Raw genomic sequence first — 13,532 nt, forward strand, 5'->3', positions numbered from 1 at the left:
CCCATGTAGGATAATTCATCGCCAGCTGAAAGCAGTTGGTACTCAAACGTCCCACGATGCCAAGCCCCTACGTACCGGATAACAAACCAAGTGCCTTACGCTTCAAGATCTCAAGATCAATCACCGGCACCCACAGTTCCTTGGCCAGCTCATCCCACTGCCGCATCCGCAGGCTGACCTCGCACAACGGGTCCTGCTCGAATGCCTGCGCTTCAGCTTCCGTCATCACTCCACCCTGATACGCCAGCGTCCGCCGACTGGCTTCACTCAGACACTCGAAGTACCCAGGCTCTCTAAGCGTCAGATACCGCTTGGCCTGAACGTGATACTCCACCAGCCGCGCCAGCCGTTCGCTGAACCCGGCACGCCGCAGATAATCGGCGCCCAGACGTTCATGACTGACCACGCCAAATCCACCCATGTTCTCGGCGCTTTCGGCACAGATATGCCCAATGTCATGAAAGAACGCTGCCAACACCACCTCATCATCAAAGCCCTCGGCCATCGCCAGTTCGGCAGCCTGGGACATGTGCTCGATCTGCGACACCGGTTCGCCAATGTAGTCGCTGTCGCCAAAGCGCTCGTACAGGCCGAAGACTTCGGCAATCACCTGCTCGTGCCGCCCCATCAATGCTCTCCCAACAACGCAGCGATATTACGCTCGGCCATGGCCGGCCCAACGCTCATGCCGACGCCGGTGTGCATCAGCGCCACACTCAAGCCCGGTGCCGGCCGCAGGAATGAGAACGGCCCCGGCCCGCGTGAGCCGTAAACGCCCTGCCAGCGTTCAAGCACCTGCACCTTGCAGCCCAACGTCTGTTGCGCCAGTTCGATCATCCAGTCATCGACCTGTTCGGCGTTGAATGGCGATGGATCGCCGCCGTAATGGTGCGAATCGCCGATGATCAGCTCACCGTAAGGCGTCGGGCTGATCAGCAGGTGAATGCCGTTTTCGTGCAGATAGGGCGCCTCTCGCAGAATCTGGGCCTGTACCGCAGCCGCTTCCGGCAGATCGGCAAAAGCGCCGTAATGCACGCAGCTCAATCCGGTGAGCAAGGCATGTTGCAGGCCGAGATTGATTTGCGGGCGCGCGCGAAGCATCTGCAAGCGGCAAATTTGCGGGTTCAGCCCGGCAATTTGCTCGGCCAGCAACGTCTGATAATCGTGACCGGAGCAGACGATGATCTGCCCGGCACTGAAACTGCCGGCGGTGCTGTGCAAACAGCCTGGCTCGATGTCGCGCACCAGGGTCGAGAAGTGGAACTCGACACCGAGCTCGCGGCGCAGGTAGTCGATCAGCTGTGGGATCGCTTCCCGGGAATACACTTGCTGGTCGTCCAGGCCGTGCAAGGCGGCGCGGTGATGGCTGAACTGGCCGCCGTACAAGTCGCGCAATTGCGCGCCGCGCAGCAGCTTGACGTTGTAGCCGTGCTCTACCGCCCGGCCATCGCAGAAGGCTTGCAGCAGGTGCTCTTCGGCTTCGGTGCGGGCGAACAGGTAAGAACCGTTGCGCTTGAGTTGCAGGCCGGACGCTTGTGCCCACTGGCCCCAGATTTCGCGGCTGGCTTTGGCCAGGTCGAGCATCTGGCCTGGAGGCTGGCCGGTGACCAAGGCCTGGCCGAAGTTGCGCACCGAAGCGCCCAAGGGCGTTTCGCTGCGTTCGAAAACCGTGACCTTGAGACCACGTCTGGCGGCGGCGTAGGCGTGGGACAGACCCAGGATGCCGGCGCCGACGATCAGCATGTCGTTGTGTTGTGTCATTAAGAGATGCCCTGAATTTGAAGCCGCTTTCGCGAGCAAGCTCGCTCCCACATTGATCTTCAGTGACCACAGATTTTGTGCACGACACAGATCCAATGCGGGAGCGAGCCTGCTCGCGAAGAGGCCCTGTCAGCCAATGAAGATTTACTTGGCAACCACCTTCTCGGACTTGCCGTCATAGCGCTTGCGCCACTCGGTCAGGATCTCGTCGCGGTTCTTCGAAGCCCAGGCAAAGTCGTTCTTGATCAGACGCTGTTCATAGTCAGCCGGCAGTTCGGTCTGCGGCTTGGCGATACCGGGCTGTGCAAGCACCGCGAAGTTCTCTTTATAAAGCTCCATCGCCGCCGGGCTGGCCGAGAAGTCAGCCAGTTTCTTCGCCGCCTCTTCATGCGCCGTGCCCTTGATCACGGCAGTGGCTTCGATCTCCCAGCCCAGGCCTTCTTTGGGCAGGATGATGTCCAGCGGCGCGCCCTGGCGCTTCAACTGGACCGCCGGATACTCGAAGGAAATGCCAATCGGGAACTCACCCGACGCCGCGAGTTTGCACGGCTTGGAGCCGGAGTGAACGTACTGGCCGATGTTCTGGTGCAGGTCGTCCATGTACTGCCAGCCCTGCTTCTCGCCGAAAGTCTGCAGCCAGGCGCTGACGTCGAGGAAACCGGTGCCGGACGAGGCCGGGTTGGGCATGACGATCTTGCCTTTGTACTCAGGCTTGGTCAGGTCCTGCCAGCTTACGGGCTTGCTCAGGCCCTGCTTTTGCGCTTCGACCGTGTTGAAGCAGATGGTCGCGGCCCACACGTCCATGCCGACCCAGGCCGGCGGGTTGGCGGCGTCGCGGTAGTTGCCGCCGATCTTCGCCAGGTCCTTCGGCGCATAGGTTTGCAGCATGCCCTGCTGGTCGAGGATCGCCAGGCTTGAGGCCGCCAGGCCCCAGACCGCATCAGCCTGCGGGCGCGCTTTTTCAGCCAGCAGTTTGGCGGTGATGATACCGGTGGAATCACGCACCCATTTGATCTCGACGTCCGGGTTGGCCTTTTCGAAGGCGGCCTTGTAGGCGGTCAACTGCTCGGCTTCGAGGGCGGTGTATACCGTCAACTCGGTTTTCGCCGCAAAGGCGTTCAGGCTGAAAGCGGTGAGGACAGCAGCGGCCAGGGCCAGGGGCTTGAACATGATCTCTTTCCTGTTTTGAGTTGAGGTGTGCACGATGGAAATCATTGACCGGGCGCGGTCTGCCGCCAGGCCTGGGAGCGGCGCAGCAAACCGCGCGAGGCCCAGGCCAGCAGCAGGGACACGCCCGCCGAGGTGAACAGAATCAGGGTCGACATGGCCGCCGCGCCGCCCACGTTGCCGGCGTCGTCCATGTTCAGCACCGCCACCGCCGCGAGGATGGTGTCGGGGCTGTAGAGGAAGATCGCCGCCGAAACAGTGGTCATCGCCGAGACGAACAGGTAGCGCACGATGTCCAGCAGCGCCGGCAGGCAGATCGGCACGGTGACCCGCAGGTAATGGCGGTAGAGCGGCGCCTTGAGCGACAACGCAGCGGCTTCGAACTCGGCGTCGAGCTGGCGCAGCGCGGTGGTGGCGGTCATTTGTGCGGTGGTCAGATAATGCGCAATGGTGCAGACCACCAGCAGCGTCATGGTCCCGTAGAGCACATGCAGCGGGTTGCCGCCGAGGTTGAAGAAGAAGACGTAGCCCAGACCCAGCACCAGACCCGGCACCGCCATCGGCACGAAACTGAGCAGGCGCAGGGTCAGGTTCAGTCCGCGCTGGCCTTTGGTTTTTTCCATCAGGTAGGCGCCAGTGAAGATCAGCACACTGCCGATCAGCGCCGTGCACAGAGCCATCTTCACGCTGTTGCTGTAGGCCAGCCAACCGCCACCCGCGGTGTCGTTGAACTGATAATGATTGAGCGACAGCGACAGGTTGTATGGCCAGAACTTGACCAGCGACGAGTACACCGCCATGCCGAACACCAGCAGCAAGGCCGCGCAGATCAGCAGCACGATGGCCAGGTAGCAACCATCACGCAGCTTCGAAGGCGCTGGTTTGAAGACTTGCGCCCGACCGCTCATGGAATCGCCATGGCGCCGACGCAACCAGGCATCGACCCCGAAACTGAACAGCGCCGGCAGCAGCAGAACCATGCCAATCAACGCGCCGCGGCCAAACTGCTGCTGACCGACCACGGCTTTGTAGGCTTCGAGCGCCAGCACCTGGTAGTCGCCACCGACCACCACCGGCACGCCGAAGTCGGTGATGGTCAGGGTGAACACCAGACAGAAGGCGGCAAACACGGCCTGACGGGTCGCCGGCCAGGTGATGCTGCGAAAGGCCCTGGCCGGACCCGCGCCCATGCTGGACGCGGCATCGAACAATCGCGCATCCGCCAGCGACAGCGCCGACAGCAAAATCATCAAGGCGTGGGGGAAGGTGTAGATGACCTCACCCAGCACAATGCCCCAGTACCCGTAGATGTTGTCCGAGAACAGCCCGCGCAGCAGGCCCTGATTGCCGAACAGATAGACCAGCGCGATCCCCGGTAGCATCGACGGCGCCATCAACGGCAGCAGCGAAATGCCGCGCCACAGGCCTTTACCGCAAATCAGTGTGCGTTGCAGGGCGTAGGCAAACAGGTAGGCCAGCGGTACGACAATGGCCGCCACACTGAGGGACACTTTCAGGCTATTGCCCAGCAACCAGTGGAAGTTGGCGCTGGTGACCAGTTCCCGAGCAGCGACCAGACCACCGCCCTGCCCGGCCTCGGCGCTGAAACCGCGCCAGAAGATCGCCAGCAACGGCATCAACACGGCGAGACCGAGCAGCACCAGCAGCAGAACTTTGCCACCGACCACAAATACCCGGTCGCCGATCTCGGCGCGGGAGGCCTGCCGAACCTGCTTGTGCGGTATCGGCAGCGCGAGGTTCGCGCTCATCAGGCAAACACCTGCAAGCTGCGCGGCGGCAAGGCGACCATGATCTGCTGGGCGCCGAGGCGTGGCATCGCTTCCGGCGCCAGTTCCGCCAGCAGCGCGTGGCCCGGTAGCTGGTCGAGTTCAAAACTCATGCGGCAGCGATTGCCGAGGAAGGTGATCTCGCGGACTTTCGCCGCAAACAGGTTTTCTTCGTGAACCGGCGGGTTGACGTTGATCGCCTCCGGGCGGCAGAACAAACGGCCCGACGCCGTTTTCGCACAGCCGTCGGCCAAACGCATGTTCAGCCCGCCGACCTGGGCATGGCTGTCGCTGCTGCGGCGAAATGGCAGCCAGTTACCCTGTCCGACGAACTCCGCCACGAAGGGCGTCGCCGGGCGGTTATAGATGTCCTGCGGCGTGGCGTATTGCTCGACGCGGCCGTTGTTCATCACGGCGATGCGGTCGGCCATCAGCATGGCTTCGTCCTGATTGTGGGTGACCATCAGGGTGGTGACGCCGAGGTTGCGTTGCAGTTGGCGCAGCTCGGTGCACAGGTGCTCGCGGACACGGGCATCGAGGGCCGACATCGGCTCGTCCAACAGCAATAAGGACGGCGCCGGTGCCAGGGCGCGCGCCAGGGCGACCCGCTGCTGTTGGCCGCCGGACAATTGGCCGGGGTACTTTTTCTCGCTGCCGGTCAGGCCGACCAGTTCCAGCATCTGCCCGACCCGCTTGCGCACTTCATCGCGACCGCTGCCGGCGAGGCCGTAGGCAATGTTCGCTTCGACGGTGAGATTGGGGAACAGCGCGTAGGACTGAAACAGAATGCCGTAGTCCCGCGCCTGGGGCGCCAGGCGGGACACGTCGCGATCACCGAGGAACAACTCGCCACTGTCCTGTTTCTCAAGGCCGGCGATGCAGCGCAACAAGGTGGTCTTTCCGCAACCGGACGGACCGAGCAGACACACCAGCTCACCGGCCGCCACGTCGAGGGAGACGTTATCCAGCGCGGTGAAGGCGCCGAAGCGTTTCTGCACACCGCGCACTTTCATGGGCGCGCCGGGGTTGGTCAGGGCAGTGGCGATCGAATGGTTCATGGGCAGACCTCATCAAGCAGATGAGGGCCATCCTAGGGTTGTAATGCGTCCGTCATGTGGCAGTGAGGCAAAAACGGCTGATAGTGGTATTCAAGGATTTGGGTTGGAGAGCTCTGCGGTCTTCGGCCGGATAACATTGTGGCGAGGGGGCTTGCCCCCGTTCGGCTGCGCAGCCGTCGTAAAGCCATTGAATACTGTATGCCTGAAGAAATACGACCGCAGGTTTTGGGGCTGCTGCGCGGCCCAACGGGGGCAAGCCCCCTCGCCACAGAGGCTTACGCCGGCGCCATTTCCTGCGCCAACCCCAGAAACGCCGCCGGCAATCGCGCGCCTTTGCGTTCCTTGAGGCAATACAGGTACTCGGGAATTTGCGGCGCATTCTCGATGGTCAGCACTCGCAACTGCGGATCGTGCGGCACTTCCTGGCGGGCGATGATACTGATGCCGATATTGCGCAGCACCGCCTCGCGGATCGATTCACGACTGCCAATCTCCAGCAGCGGCCCGAAACTCACTCCGGCGCTGGCCAGCAGCTCTTCGGTCAACCGGCGAGTGGTCGAACCGGACTCGCGCATCAACAAGGTATGCCCGGCCAGCGCACTGAGCGGCACATGCTCATGCACCGCCAGTGGATGATTGCGATGCACCGCCAGCACCAGTGGATCGCTGCCCAATACCCGCCGAATCAATCGCGCATCGTCCAGCAACTGCGAGGACGCGGCGACATCGACCCGATAATCCTCCAGCGCTTCCAGCACCTGCTGGGAGTTGCCGATCTCCACCGACACCTCCACTTGCGGCAGGCGCTCGCGAAAGGTCTTTACCAGATCGAGGATGTAATAAGGCGCCGTGGCGGCGATGCGCAGCACGCCCTGGACCTGACCGCTGTTGCGCAGGAAAAACTCGATGTCGGCTTCCTGCTGCAACAGCGCCTTGACCATCGGCAGCAACCGCGCGCCTTCATCACTGACGCTGAGGCGGCGGCCGCCACGGTAGAACAGTTCCACCGAGTACTGGCTTTCCAGGTGGCGAATCTGGGTCGTCACCGTCGGTTGGCTCAAGCCGAGTTTTTTCGCCGCCAGGGTAATGCTGCCCAGCCGGGCCACCATGTAAAACGCTTTCAGCTCGGCACTCAGCACACCCGCCCCTCATCGTCTATTTGCGCAACAGGCGCAAACCGTTGAACACCACCAACAGGCTGACGCCCATGTCGGCGAACACCGCCATCCACATGGTGGCGAGCCCAAAGAAGGTTACCCCAAGAAAGATCGCCTTGATGACCAATGCGAGGGCGATGTTCTGCTTGAGCACACTCGACGTCTGCCGTGACAGGCGGATGAATGCCGGGATCTTGCGCAGATCGTCGTCCATCAGGGCGACATCGGCGGTCTCGATGGCAGTATCGGTGCCGGCAGCGGCCATGGCGAAACCGATCTCCGCACGCGCCAGCGCCGGGGCGTCGTTGATGCCGTCGCCGACCATGCCCACCCGATGGCCCTGGGCGTAAAGGGCTTCGATGGCTTGCAGCTTGTCGGTCGGCAGCAGATCGCCTTTGGCCTCATCGATGCCGACTTGCGCGGCAATCGCCCGGGCGGTGTGGACGTTGTCGCCGGTGAGCATCAGGGTCTTGATCCCCAGTTCGTGCAACTGGCGGATCGCTTCGCGGCTGGACTCTTTCACCGTGTCAGCCACGGCGAACAACGCCAGCGGACCGGACTGATCAAGCAGCAACACCACGGACTTGCCCTGCTTCTCCAGCGCGAACAGTTTTTCTTCCAGCGCTGGCGAACACAGCTTCAGCTCTTCCACCAGCCGGTGGTTGCCCAGGTAGTACACCTGACCGTTGATTTCACCCCGAACACCGCGACCGGCCAGCGCTTCGAAGTTATCCACAGTCAGCGTTGCGAATTGTTTATCCACAGCTGCGTTGGCGATGGCCAGTGACACCGGGTGGTCCGAACGACCGGCCAGCGCGGCGGCAATGGCCGGTGCGGTTTCGTCGGCGGTTGGATCGAGCGACAGATAATCGGTCTGCACCGGTTTGCCGTGGGTGATGGTGCCGGTCTTGTCCAGCGTCAGGTAGTCGAGCTTGTAACCGCCCTCCAGATAGACGCCGCCCTTGACCAGAATCCCTTTGCGCGCTGCCGCCGCGAGGCCGCTGACGATGGTCACCGGGGTGGAAATCACCAGCGCACACGGGCAGGCAACCACCAGCAGCACCAGCGCCCGGTAGATCCAGTCGAACCACACCGCGCCCATGAACAGCGGCGGGATGACGGCGACTGCCAGCGCGAGGAGAAACACCACCGGGGTGTAGATTGTCGAGAATTGATCGACAAAGCGTTGGGTCGGTGCCCGTGCGCCTTGGGCCTGTTCGACGGCGTGGATGATCCGCGCCAGTGTTGAATTGTTGGCCGCTGCGGTGACGGTGTATTCCAGCGAGCCGGCCTGGTTGATGGTGCCGGCGAACACTTTGTCGCCTACGGTTTTTTCCACCGGCAGGCTTTCACCGGTGATCGGCGCCTGATCGATGGTCGAACTGCCCGAGACCACTTCGCCGTCCAGACCAATGCGCTCGCCCGGACGCACACGCACTCGCGCGCCCAGCTCGATGCTTTTGACGTCCAGCTCAGCCCAGCTGCCATCGGCCTGCAGCACCGTGGCCTGCTCCGGCGTCATCTGCATCAGGCCGCTGATGGCGTTGCGCGCACGGTCCAGGGATTTGGCTTCGATCAACTCGGCCACGGTGAACAGGAACATCACCATCGCCGCTTCCGGCCACTGCCCGATCAGCACCGCACCGGTCACGGCGATGCTCATCAGTGCGTTGATGTTCAGGTTGAGGTTTTTCAGGGCGATCCAGCCCTTTTTGTAGGTGGTGAGGCCGCCGCTGAGAATCGAGATCAGCGCGATGACGGCGACCACCCAGGTCGGCGCCGCGCTGGTGAAGTGAATGACTTCAGCAGCGAGCGCGCCGATGCCGGACAACGCCAGCGGCCACCAGGGCTTTTTCTCAGGCGCAGGCGCCGGGACTTCGACACCCGACTCCAGCGGCTCGGCCTGCATGCCGAGCGACTTGATCGCCTCGACGATAGGCGCAGTGCTCGGCAGGTCGTGGGTCACACCCAGCACGCGGTTGATCAGGTTGAATTCCAGCTGTTGCACACCGGCGAGCTTGCCCAGTTTGTTCTGGATCAGCGTCTGCTCGGTCGGGCAGTCCATGGCGTCGATGCGGAAACTGCTCAGCCGTGCACCGTCCGTCGGCTTGTCGCTGAGCTTGATCAGCGAAGGCGCCGCCACGTTGGAGGAACAGCAGGAATCGCCGTGGCTGCCGTGGTCATGCTGCTTTTGCACAGGCTGCAGCTTGTGGCTGTGTGCGTGATCGTGATCGTGATCGTGATCGTGCCCAGTCTCGGGCTTGTGGGTGTGTTGGGAATCGCTCATTGGGTCGCGTCCATAAAGGTGCCTGTTGCCAAGTAAAGACCCTGTAGCCACTATAGGGTCAAGCACCTATTTGGAGATTGCCGCGATGAAGATCGGAGAACTGGCGAAACTCACCGACTGCGCCGTCGAAACCGTTCGGTATTACGAGCGCGAAAACCTGCTGCCGGAGCCGGCCCGCAGCGACGGCAACTACCGCGTCTACACCCAGGCCCACGCTGAGCGCCTGACCTTTATCCGCAATTGCCGCACACTGGACATGACACTGGAAGAAATCCGCAGCCTGCTGGCCCTGCGCGACAGCCCGCGAGATCAGTGCGAAAACGTCAACGCGCTGATCGACGAGCATATTCATCACGTCAAAGCGCGGATCGATGGTTTGCTGGCCTTGCAGGCACAACTGCTCGACCTGCGCCAACGCTGTGGCGAAGGGGCGGATGTTGAACAGTGCGGGATCTTGCAGCGGCTGGAAGTGAGTGGCGGGGTTGTGGCGACTGAGGTTGAGCATTCCCATGTTGGGAGAAGCCACGGGCATTGAACACAACACAAAAACAATGTGGGAGCGAGCGTGCTCGCGATGGCGGTCTGACAGTCAACATAGATGTTGAATGTTATGGCCTCATCGCGAACAAGCTCGCTCCCACAGGGTCGGCGGAGTTCTTCAGACCGCCATCGGTGCCGTCATCGGCGCGTGGTGCTGATAACCCTCAAGCGAGAAATCGCCCGGCTCGATCAACTCCAGCCACTCCGGTTGGTACACGCCAGTCTCGGCAAACGCCGGCACACGATCACTGATCACCAGTTTCGGCATCGGGAACGGCTCGCGGGTGAGCTGTTCGTTGAGCATGTCCAGGTGGTTTTCGTAGACGTGGGCGTCGCCGATGAAATAGGTGAACCAGCGCGGCGTGTAGCCGGTCAGGCGACCGATCAGGCTCAGCAGCGCGGCGCCTTCGGTGAGGTTGAACGGCGTGCCCAGGCCCAGGTCGTTGGAGCGGATGTAGAGGGTCAGGGAAATCTCTCTGGTCTCGACATTCGGATGGAACTGGTACAGCAGGTGGCACGGCGGCAGGGCCATTTCATCGAGCTGGGCGACGTTCCAGCCGTGGAACAGGATGCGGCGGCTGCCCGGATCCTTGATGATGGTGTCGACACACTGGCGGATCTGGTCGATCGCCTTGTACAACACCACGTAGGCCTGACCGTCTTCTTCGCCTTCGGCGATCTGGCGATAGCCCTGGCCCAGGGTCTGCTCGATAGCGGCTTTATTGCTGACCGGGATCTGCTTGTACGCCGGCCATTTGCGCCACTGCACACCGTAGATCTCGCCCAGGTCGTCTTCGCCCTGACGGAACGGGTTGGCCAGCCACTGGGCGTTCTCGTTGGCGTTCTGGTCCCAGACCTTGCAGCCCAGGGCACGGAATTCGGCGGCGTTGTTCACACTACGCAGAAAACCGCACATCTCGCCGATCGCCGATTTGAAGGCCATCTTGCGGGTGGTGATCGCCGGAAAGCCTTCCTTCAGGTCATAACGCAGCATCGCGCCAGGAAAGCTGATGGTGTTGATGCCGGTACGGTTGGCCTGTTTGGTGCCGTTCTTGATGACGTGCGCCACCAGATCGAGATATTGCTTCATGAGTTACCTGTGTCCTTGAATCCGGGGCCGAAACCCCGGGTTCGAATGTAGATCGCGGCGTCTTAGGCGGCCGAAGTCACTGGAGCCTTTGGCTGACGATGATAAGCCAGCCAGATCAGGAACAGACCGGCGACGATCATCGGGATGCACAGAATCTGCCCCATGGTCACCCAACCGAACGCCAGATAACCGAGCTGCGCATCGGGTACGCGAACGAATTCGACGATGAAACGGAAAATCCCGTAGAACAGCGCGAACATGCCGGACACTGCCATGGTTGGCCGCGGCTTGCGCGAGAACAGCCAGAGAATCAGGAACAGCGCGACGCCTTCCAGTGCGAACTGGTACAGCTGCGACGGGTGACGCGGCAGCTGCGCCGGGTCGCTGAACGGCGGGAACACCATCGCCCACGGCAGATCGGTTGGCTTGCCCCACAACTCGGCGTTGATGAAGTTGCCGATACGCCCGGCGCCCAGACCAATCGGCACCATGGGCGCGACGAAGTCCATAAGTTGGAAGAACGACTTGCCGTTACGGCGACCGAACCACCAGGCCGCGATCATCACGCCGATAAAGCCACCGTGGAACGCCATGCCGCCCTTCCACACCTCGAAAATCAGCGTCGGGTTGGCGATGTAGGCGCTCAGGTCGTAAAACAGCACATAACCCAAACGGCCACCGACAATGACCCCCATCGACAACCAGAAGATCAGGTCGGAGAGTTTTTCCTTGGTCCAGGTCGGGTCGAAGCGGTTGAGCCGTCGGGACGCCAGCAGCCAGGCGCCGCCGATGCCGATCAGGTACATCAGACCGTACCAGTGGATTTTCAGCGGACCGATGGCCAGTGCCACCGGGTCGATCTGCGGGTAAGGCAGCATTGCGACTCCTCGTTAGAGTTGAAACTTTCAATATTCCCGGGGGACGCTGCCACCTCAGGATTAAGCCAGGATTGTGCGCTGTGTCAGAGCAGGAAATTCAGGCCCACGCAAAACAGCAAAGCGGCGAACAGTCTTTTCAGCAAGCGCGGCGACAACTTGTGCGCCAGGCGCGCCCCGATCCGGGCGAAGTACATGCTGGTCAACGCGATGCCCAGCAACGCCGGCAAATAAACAAAACCGAGACTATGGGCTGGCAGCAACGGATCGTGCCAGCCCAGAATCATGAAACTTAATGCACTTGCCAAGGCAATCGGCAAGCCGCACGCCGAAGACGTCGCCACCGCCTGCTGCATCGGCACGCTGCGCCAGGTCAGGAACGGCACGGTCAACGAACCGCCGCCAATCCCGAAGATCGCCGAGGCCCAGCCCACCACGCCGCCTGCCAGGGTCAGACCGACTTTACCCGGCACCGTTCGGCTGGCCTTGGGTTTGACGTCCAGCATAAGCTGCACGGCAATCACCAGGGCAAATACGCCGATGATCTTCTGCAGATTCGGCCCGGAAATCGCCTGGGCAGTCAGCGCGCCAAACCCGGCGCCGATCAGAATACCGACCGTCATCCAGGCAAAGATCGGCCACCGCACCGCGCCACGGCGGTGATGTTCACGAATGGCATTGACCGAAGTGAAGATGATCGTCGCCAGCGATGTACCGACTGCCAGGTGAGTCAGGATCGACGCATCAAAGCCCTGCAAGGTGAAACTGAACACCAGCACCGGCACGATGATGATCCCGCCACCGACACCGAACAGCCCGGCCAGCACGCCCGCACAGGCGCCCAGCAACAGGTAGAGTACGAATGCCATGACCGTTCGTCTCCACTACCCAAAAATACGAGCGGCATGGTAACGGAGTAATGGCCTCCAGCTCCACTGCGCAAGGCGATGGATCGATGAGCGATGTCTGCGTAGAGTGAGCAAAAAACACACAAGGACCACCTTATGTGCCTGATTGTTTTCGCCTGGCGACCCGGCCACGCCCTGCCGCTGATCGTCGCAGCCAACCGCGACGAGTTCTACGCCCGGCCCAGCCTGCCCTTGGCCTCGTGGCCTGAAGCACCCCAAGTCCATGCCGGTCGCGACCTGGAAGCCGGTGGCACCTGGCTCGGTGTCGGCGCCAATGGCCGCTTTGCCGCCCTGACCAACATCCGCGATCCCCATCAACCGCCGGCGCGTAAATCACGGGGCGAACTGGTGGCGCGGTTTCTCAGTGGCGAGATGTCGATTGATGATTATCTGACCGATGTCGTTGGCCGCTCGGTTGAATATGCCGGGTTCAACCTGCTGCTCGGCAATGCCCATGAGCTGTGGCATTTCAACGCCCGGGAGTCAGGACCGGTGATGCTGGCGCCTGGGGTTTATGGCGTGTCGAATGCGGGGCTGGATACGCCGTGGCCCAAGTTGCTCAAGGCCAGGGCGGCATTGATTGAGGTGCTGGACGATCCGCGGCCTGAGGCGTTACTGGCGATTTTGAGTGATGCGCAGGTGGCGTCGTTTGCGCAGTTGCCGGATACGGGGGTCGGTTTGGCGACGGAGAGTTTGTTGTCGAGTGTGTTTATTGCCAGTCCGACGTATGGGACGCGGGCGAGTACGGCGTTGATTGTGGGTGCGGATGGGACGCGGCATATGGTCGAGAGGAGTTTCGGGCCGTATGGGGGGCATTTGGGGGAAGTGGCGTTGCGAGTTTGACGGTCAGGCACCAAATTGTGGCGAGGGAGCTTGCTCCCGCTCGGCTGCGAAGCAGTCGT

General features: G+C 61.9%; 12 protein-coding genes. 2 read left to right on the top strand and 10 right to left on the bottom strand.

Translation table 11 applies throughout. From position 1 onward, the window contains the following. Positions 1 to 67: 67 nt before the first annotated feature. From POF45_RS14205 to POF45_RS14235, 7 genes are all read right to left on the bottom strand, one after another. A complete protein-coding gene (locus tag POF45_RS14205; protein WP_282315911.1) occupies positions 68 to 628 on the bottom strand; it encodes a phosphonate degradation HD-domain oxygenase in 561 nt (186 codons plus the stop codon). Beyond that, positions 628 to 1,761 (bottom strand): TIGR03364 family FAD-dependent oxidoreductase, encoded by a 1,134-nt coding sequence (locus POF45_RS14210; RefSeq protein WP_259497321.1) that lies wholly within the window; start codon positions 1,759 to 1,761, stop codon positions 628 to 630. The genes POF45_RS14205 and POF45_RS14210 overlap by 1 nt, the downstream gene beginning before the upstream one ends. A 144-nt stretch (positions 1,762 to 1,905) precedes the next feature. Continuing rightward, positions 1,906 to 2,931, bottom strand: coding sequence for a putative 2-aminoethylphosphonate ABC transporter substrate-binding protein (locus tag POF45_RS14215; RefSeq protein ID WP_282315912.1), 1,026 nt, complete (start codon positions 2,929 to 2,931; stop codon positions 1,906 to 1,908). 41 nt (positions 2,932 to 2,972) lie between these two features. Continuing rightward, positions 2,973 to 4,697 (bottom strand): putative 2-aminoethylphosphonate ABC transporter permease subunit, encoded by a 1,725-nt coding sequence (locus tag POF45_RS14220; RefSeq protein ID WP_282315913.1) that lies wholly within the window; start codon positions 4,695 to 4,697, stop codon positions 2,973 to 2,975. Next, positions 4,697 to 5,773, bottom strand: coding sequence for a putative 2-aminoethylphosphonate ABC transporter ATP-binding protein (locus tag POF45_RS14225; protein ID WP_259497324.1), 1,077 nt, complete (start codon positions 5,771 to 5,773; stop codon positions 4,697 to 4,699). Before POF45_RS14225 ends, POF45_RS14220 begins: the two co-directional genes overlap by 1 nt. A 275-nt stretch (positions 5,774 to 6,048) precedes the next feature. Next, complete coding sequence (locus POF45_RS14230) at positions 6,049 to 6,912, bottom strand: LysR family transcriptional regulator (RefSeq protein WP_259497325.1); 864 nt, start codon at positions 6,910 to 6,912, stop codon at positions 6,049 to 6,051. A gap of 16 nt (positions 6,913 to 6,928) precedes the next feature. Continuing rightward, positions 6,929 to 9,217 carry a heavy metal translocating P-type ATPase gene (locus tag POF45_RS14235; protein ID WP_282315914.1) on the bottom strand — a complete coding sequence of 763 codons (2,289 nt, stop codon included), beginning with the start codon at positions 9,215 to 9,217 and terminating at the stop codon, positions 6,929 to 6,931. Positions 9,218 to 9,302: 85 nt separating this feature from the next. On the opposite strand from POF45_RS14235, the gene cadR reads away from it, so the two are divergent. Next, positions 9,303 to 9,752, top strand: coding sequence for a Cd(II)/Pb(II)-responsive transcriptional regulator (cadR, locus tag POF45_RS14240; protein WP_282315916.1), 450 nt, complete (start codon positions 9,303 to 9,305; stop codon positions 9,750 to 9,752). Positions 9,753 to 9,875: 123 nt separating this feature from the next. Here cadR and POF45_RS14245 read toward each other — a convergent pair whose 3' ends face one another. The 3 genes from POF45_RS14245 to POF45_RS14255 all read right to left on the bottom strand — a co-directional run bounded on the left by POF45_RS14245 (position 9,876) and on the right by POF45_RS14255 (position 12,591). Further along, on the bottom strand, positions 9,876 to 10,847 hold the full coding sequence (locus tag POF45_RS14245; protein WP_282315918.1) for a thymidylate synthase: 972 nt from the start codon (positions 10,845 to 10,847) through the stop codon (positions 9,876 to 9,878). 62 nt (positions 10,848 to 10,909) lie between these two features. Next, positions 10,910 to 11,725 carry a prolipoprotein diacylglyceryl transferase gene (lgt, locus tag POF45_RS14250; protein WP_259497330.1) on the bottom strand — a complete coding sequence of 272 codons (816 nt, stop codon included), beginning with the start codon at positions 11,723 to 11,725 and terminating at the stop codon, positions 10,910 to 10,912. A gap of 83 nt (positions 11,726 to 11,808) precedes the next feature. Further along, positions 11,809 to 12,591, bottom strand: a complete 783-nt coding sequence (locus tag POF45_RS14255; RefSeq protein WP_259497331.1) for a sulfite exporter TauE/SafE family protein — start codon at positions 12,589 to 12,591, stop codon at positions 11,809 to 11,811. A gap of 135 nt (positions 12,592 to 12,726) precedes the next feature. Between POF45_RS14255 and POF45_RS14260 the strand changes: the two genes are divergently transcribed. Continuing rightward, a complete protein-coding gene (locus POF45_RS14260; protein ID WP_259497332.1) occupies positions 12,727 to 13,473 on the top strand; it encodes an NRDE family protein in 747 nt (248 codons plus the stop codon). Positions 13,474 to 13,532: the final 59 nt, after the last annotated feature.

This window comes from Pseudomonas fungipugnans, from assembly GCF_029955235.1.
Lineage (GTDB): Bacteria > Pseudomonadota > Gammaproteobacteria > Pseudomonadales > Pseudomonadaceae > Aquipseudomonas > Aquipseudomonas fungipugnans.

What these genes read in the sequence shown, in the direction of transcription:
- POF45_RS14205 (WP_282315911.1), bottom strand. Translation starts at nt 628, where the DNA reads ATGGGGCGGCACGAGCAGGTGATTGCCGAAGTCTTCGGCCTGTACGAG.
- POF45_RS14210 (WP_259497321.1), bottom strand. Translation starts at nt 1,761, where the DNA reads ATGACACAACACAACGACATGCTGATCGTCGGCGCCGGCATCCTGGGT.
- POF45_RS14215 (WP_282315912.1), bottom strand. Translation starts at nt 2,931, where the DNA reads ATGTTCAAGCCCCTGGCCCTGGCCGCTGCTGTCCTCACCGCTTTCAGC.
- POF45_RS14220 (WP_282315913.1), bottom strand. Translation starts at nt 4,697, where the DNA reads ATGAGCGCGAACCTCGCGCTGCCGATACCGCACAAGCAGGTTCGGCAG.
- POF45_RS14225 (WP_259497324.1), bottom strand. Translation starts at nt 5,773, where the DNA reads ATGAACCATTCGATCGCCACTGCCCTGACCAACCCCGGCGCGCCCATG.
- POF45_RS14235 (WP_282315914.1), bottom strand. Translation starts at nt 9,217, where the DNA reads ATGAGCGATTCCCAACACACCCACAAGCCCGAGACTGGGCACGATCAC.
- cadR (WP_282315916.1), top strand. Translation starts at nt 9,303, where the DNA reads ATGAAGATCGGAGAACTGGCGAAACTCACCGACTGCGCCGTCGAAACC.
- POF45_RS14245 (WP_282315918.1), bottom strand. Translation starts at nt 10,847, where the DNA reads ATGAAGCAATATCTCGATCTGGTGGCGCACGTCATCAAGAACGGCACC.
- lgt (WP_259497330.1), bottom strand. Translation starts at nt 11,725, where the DNA reads ATGCTGCCTTACCCGCAGATCGACCCGGTGGCACTGGCCATCGGTCCG.
- POF45_RS14255 (WP_259497331.1), bottom strand. Translation starts at nt 12,591, where the DNA reads ATGGCATTCGTACTCTACCTGTTGCTGGGCGCCTGTGCGGGCGTGCTG.
- POF45_RS14260 (WP_259497332.1), top strand. Translation starts at nt 12,727, where the DNA reads ATGTGCCTGATTGTTTTCGCCTGGCGACCCGGCCACGCCCTGCCGCTG.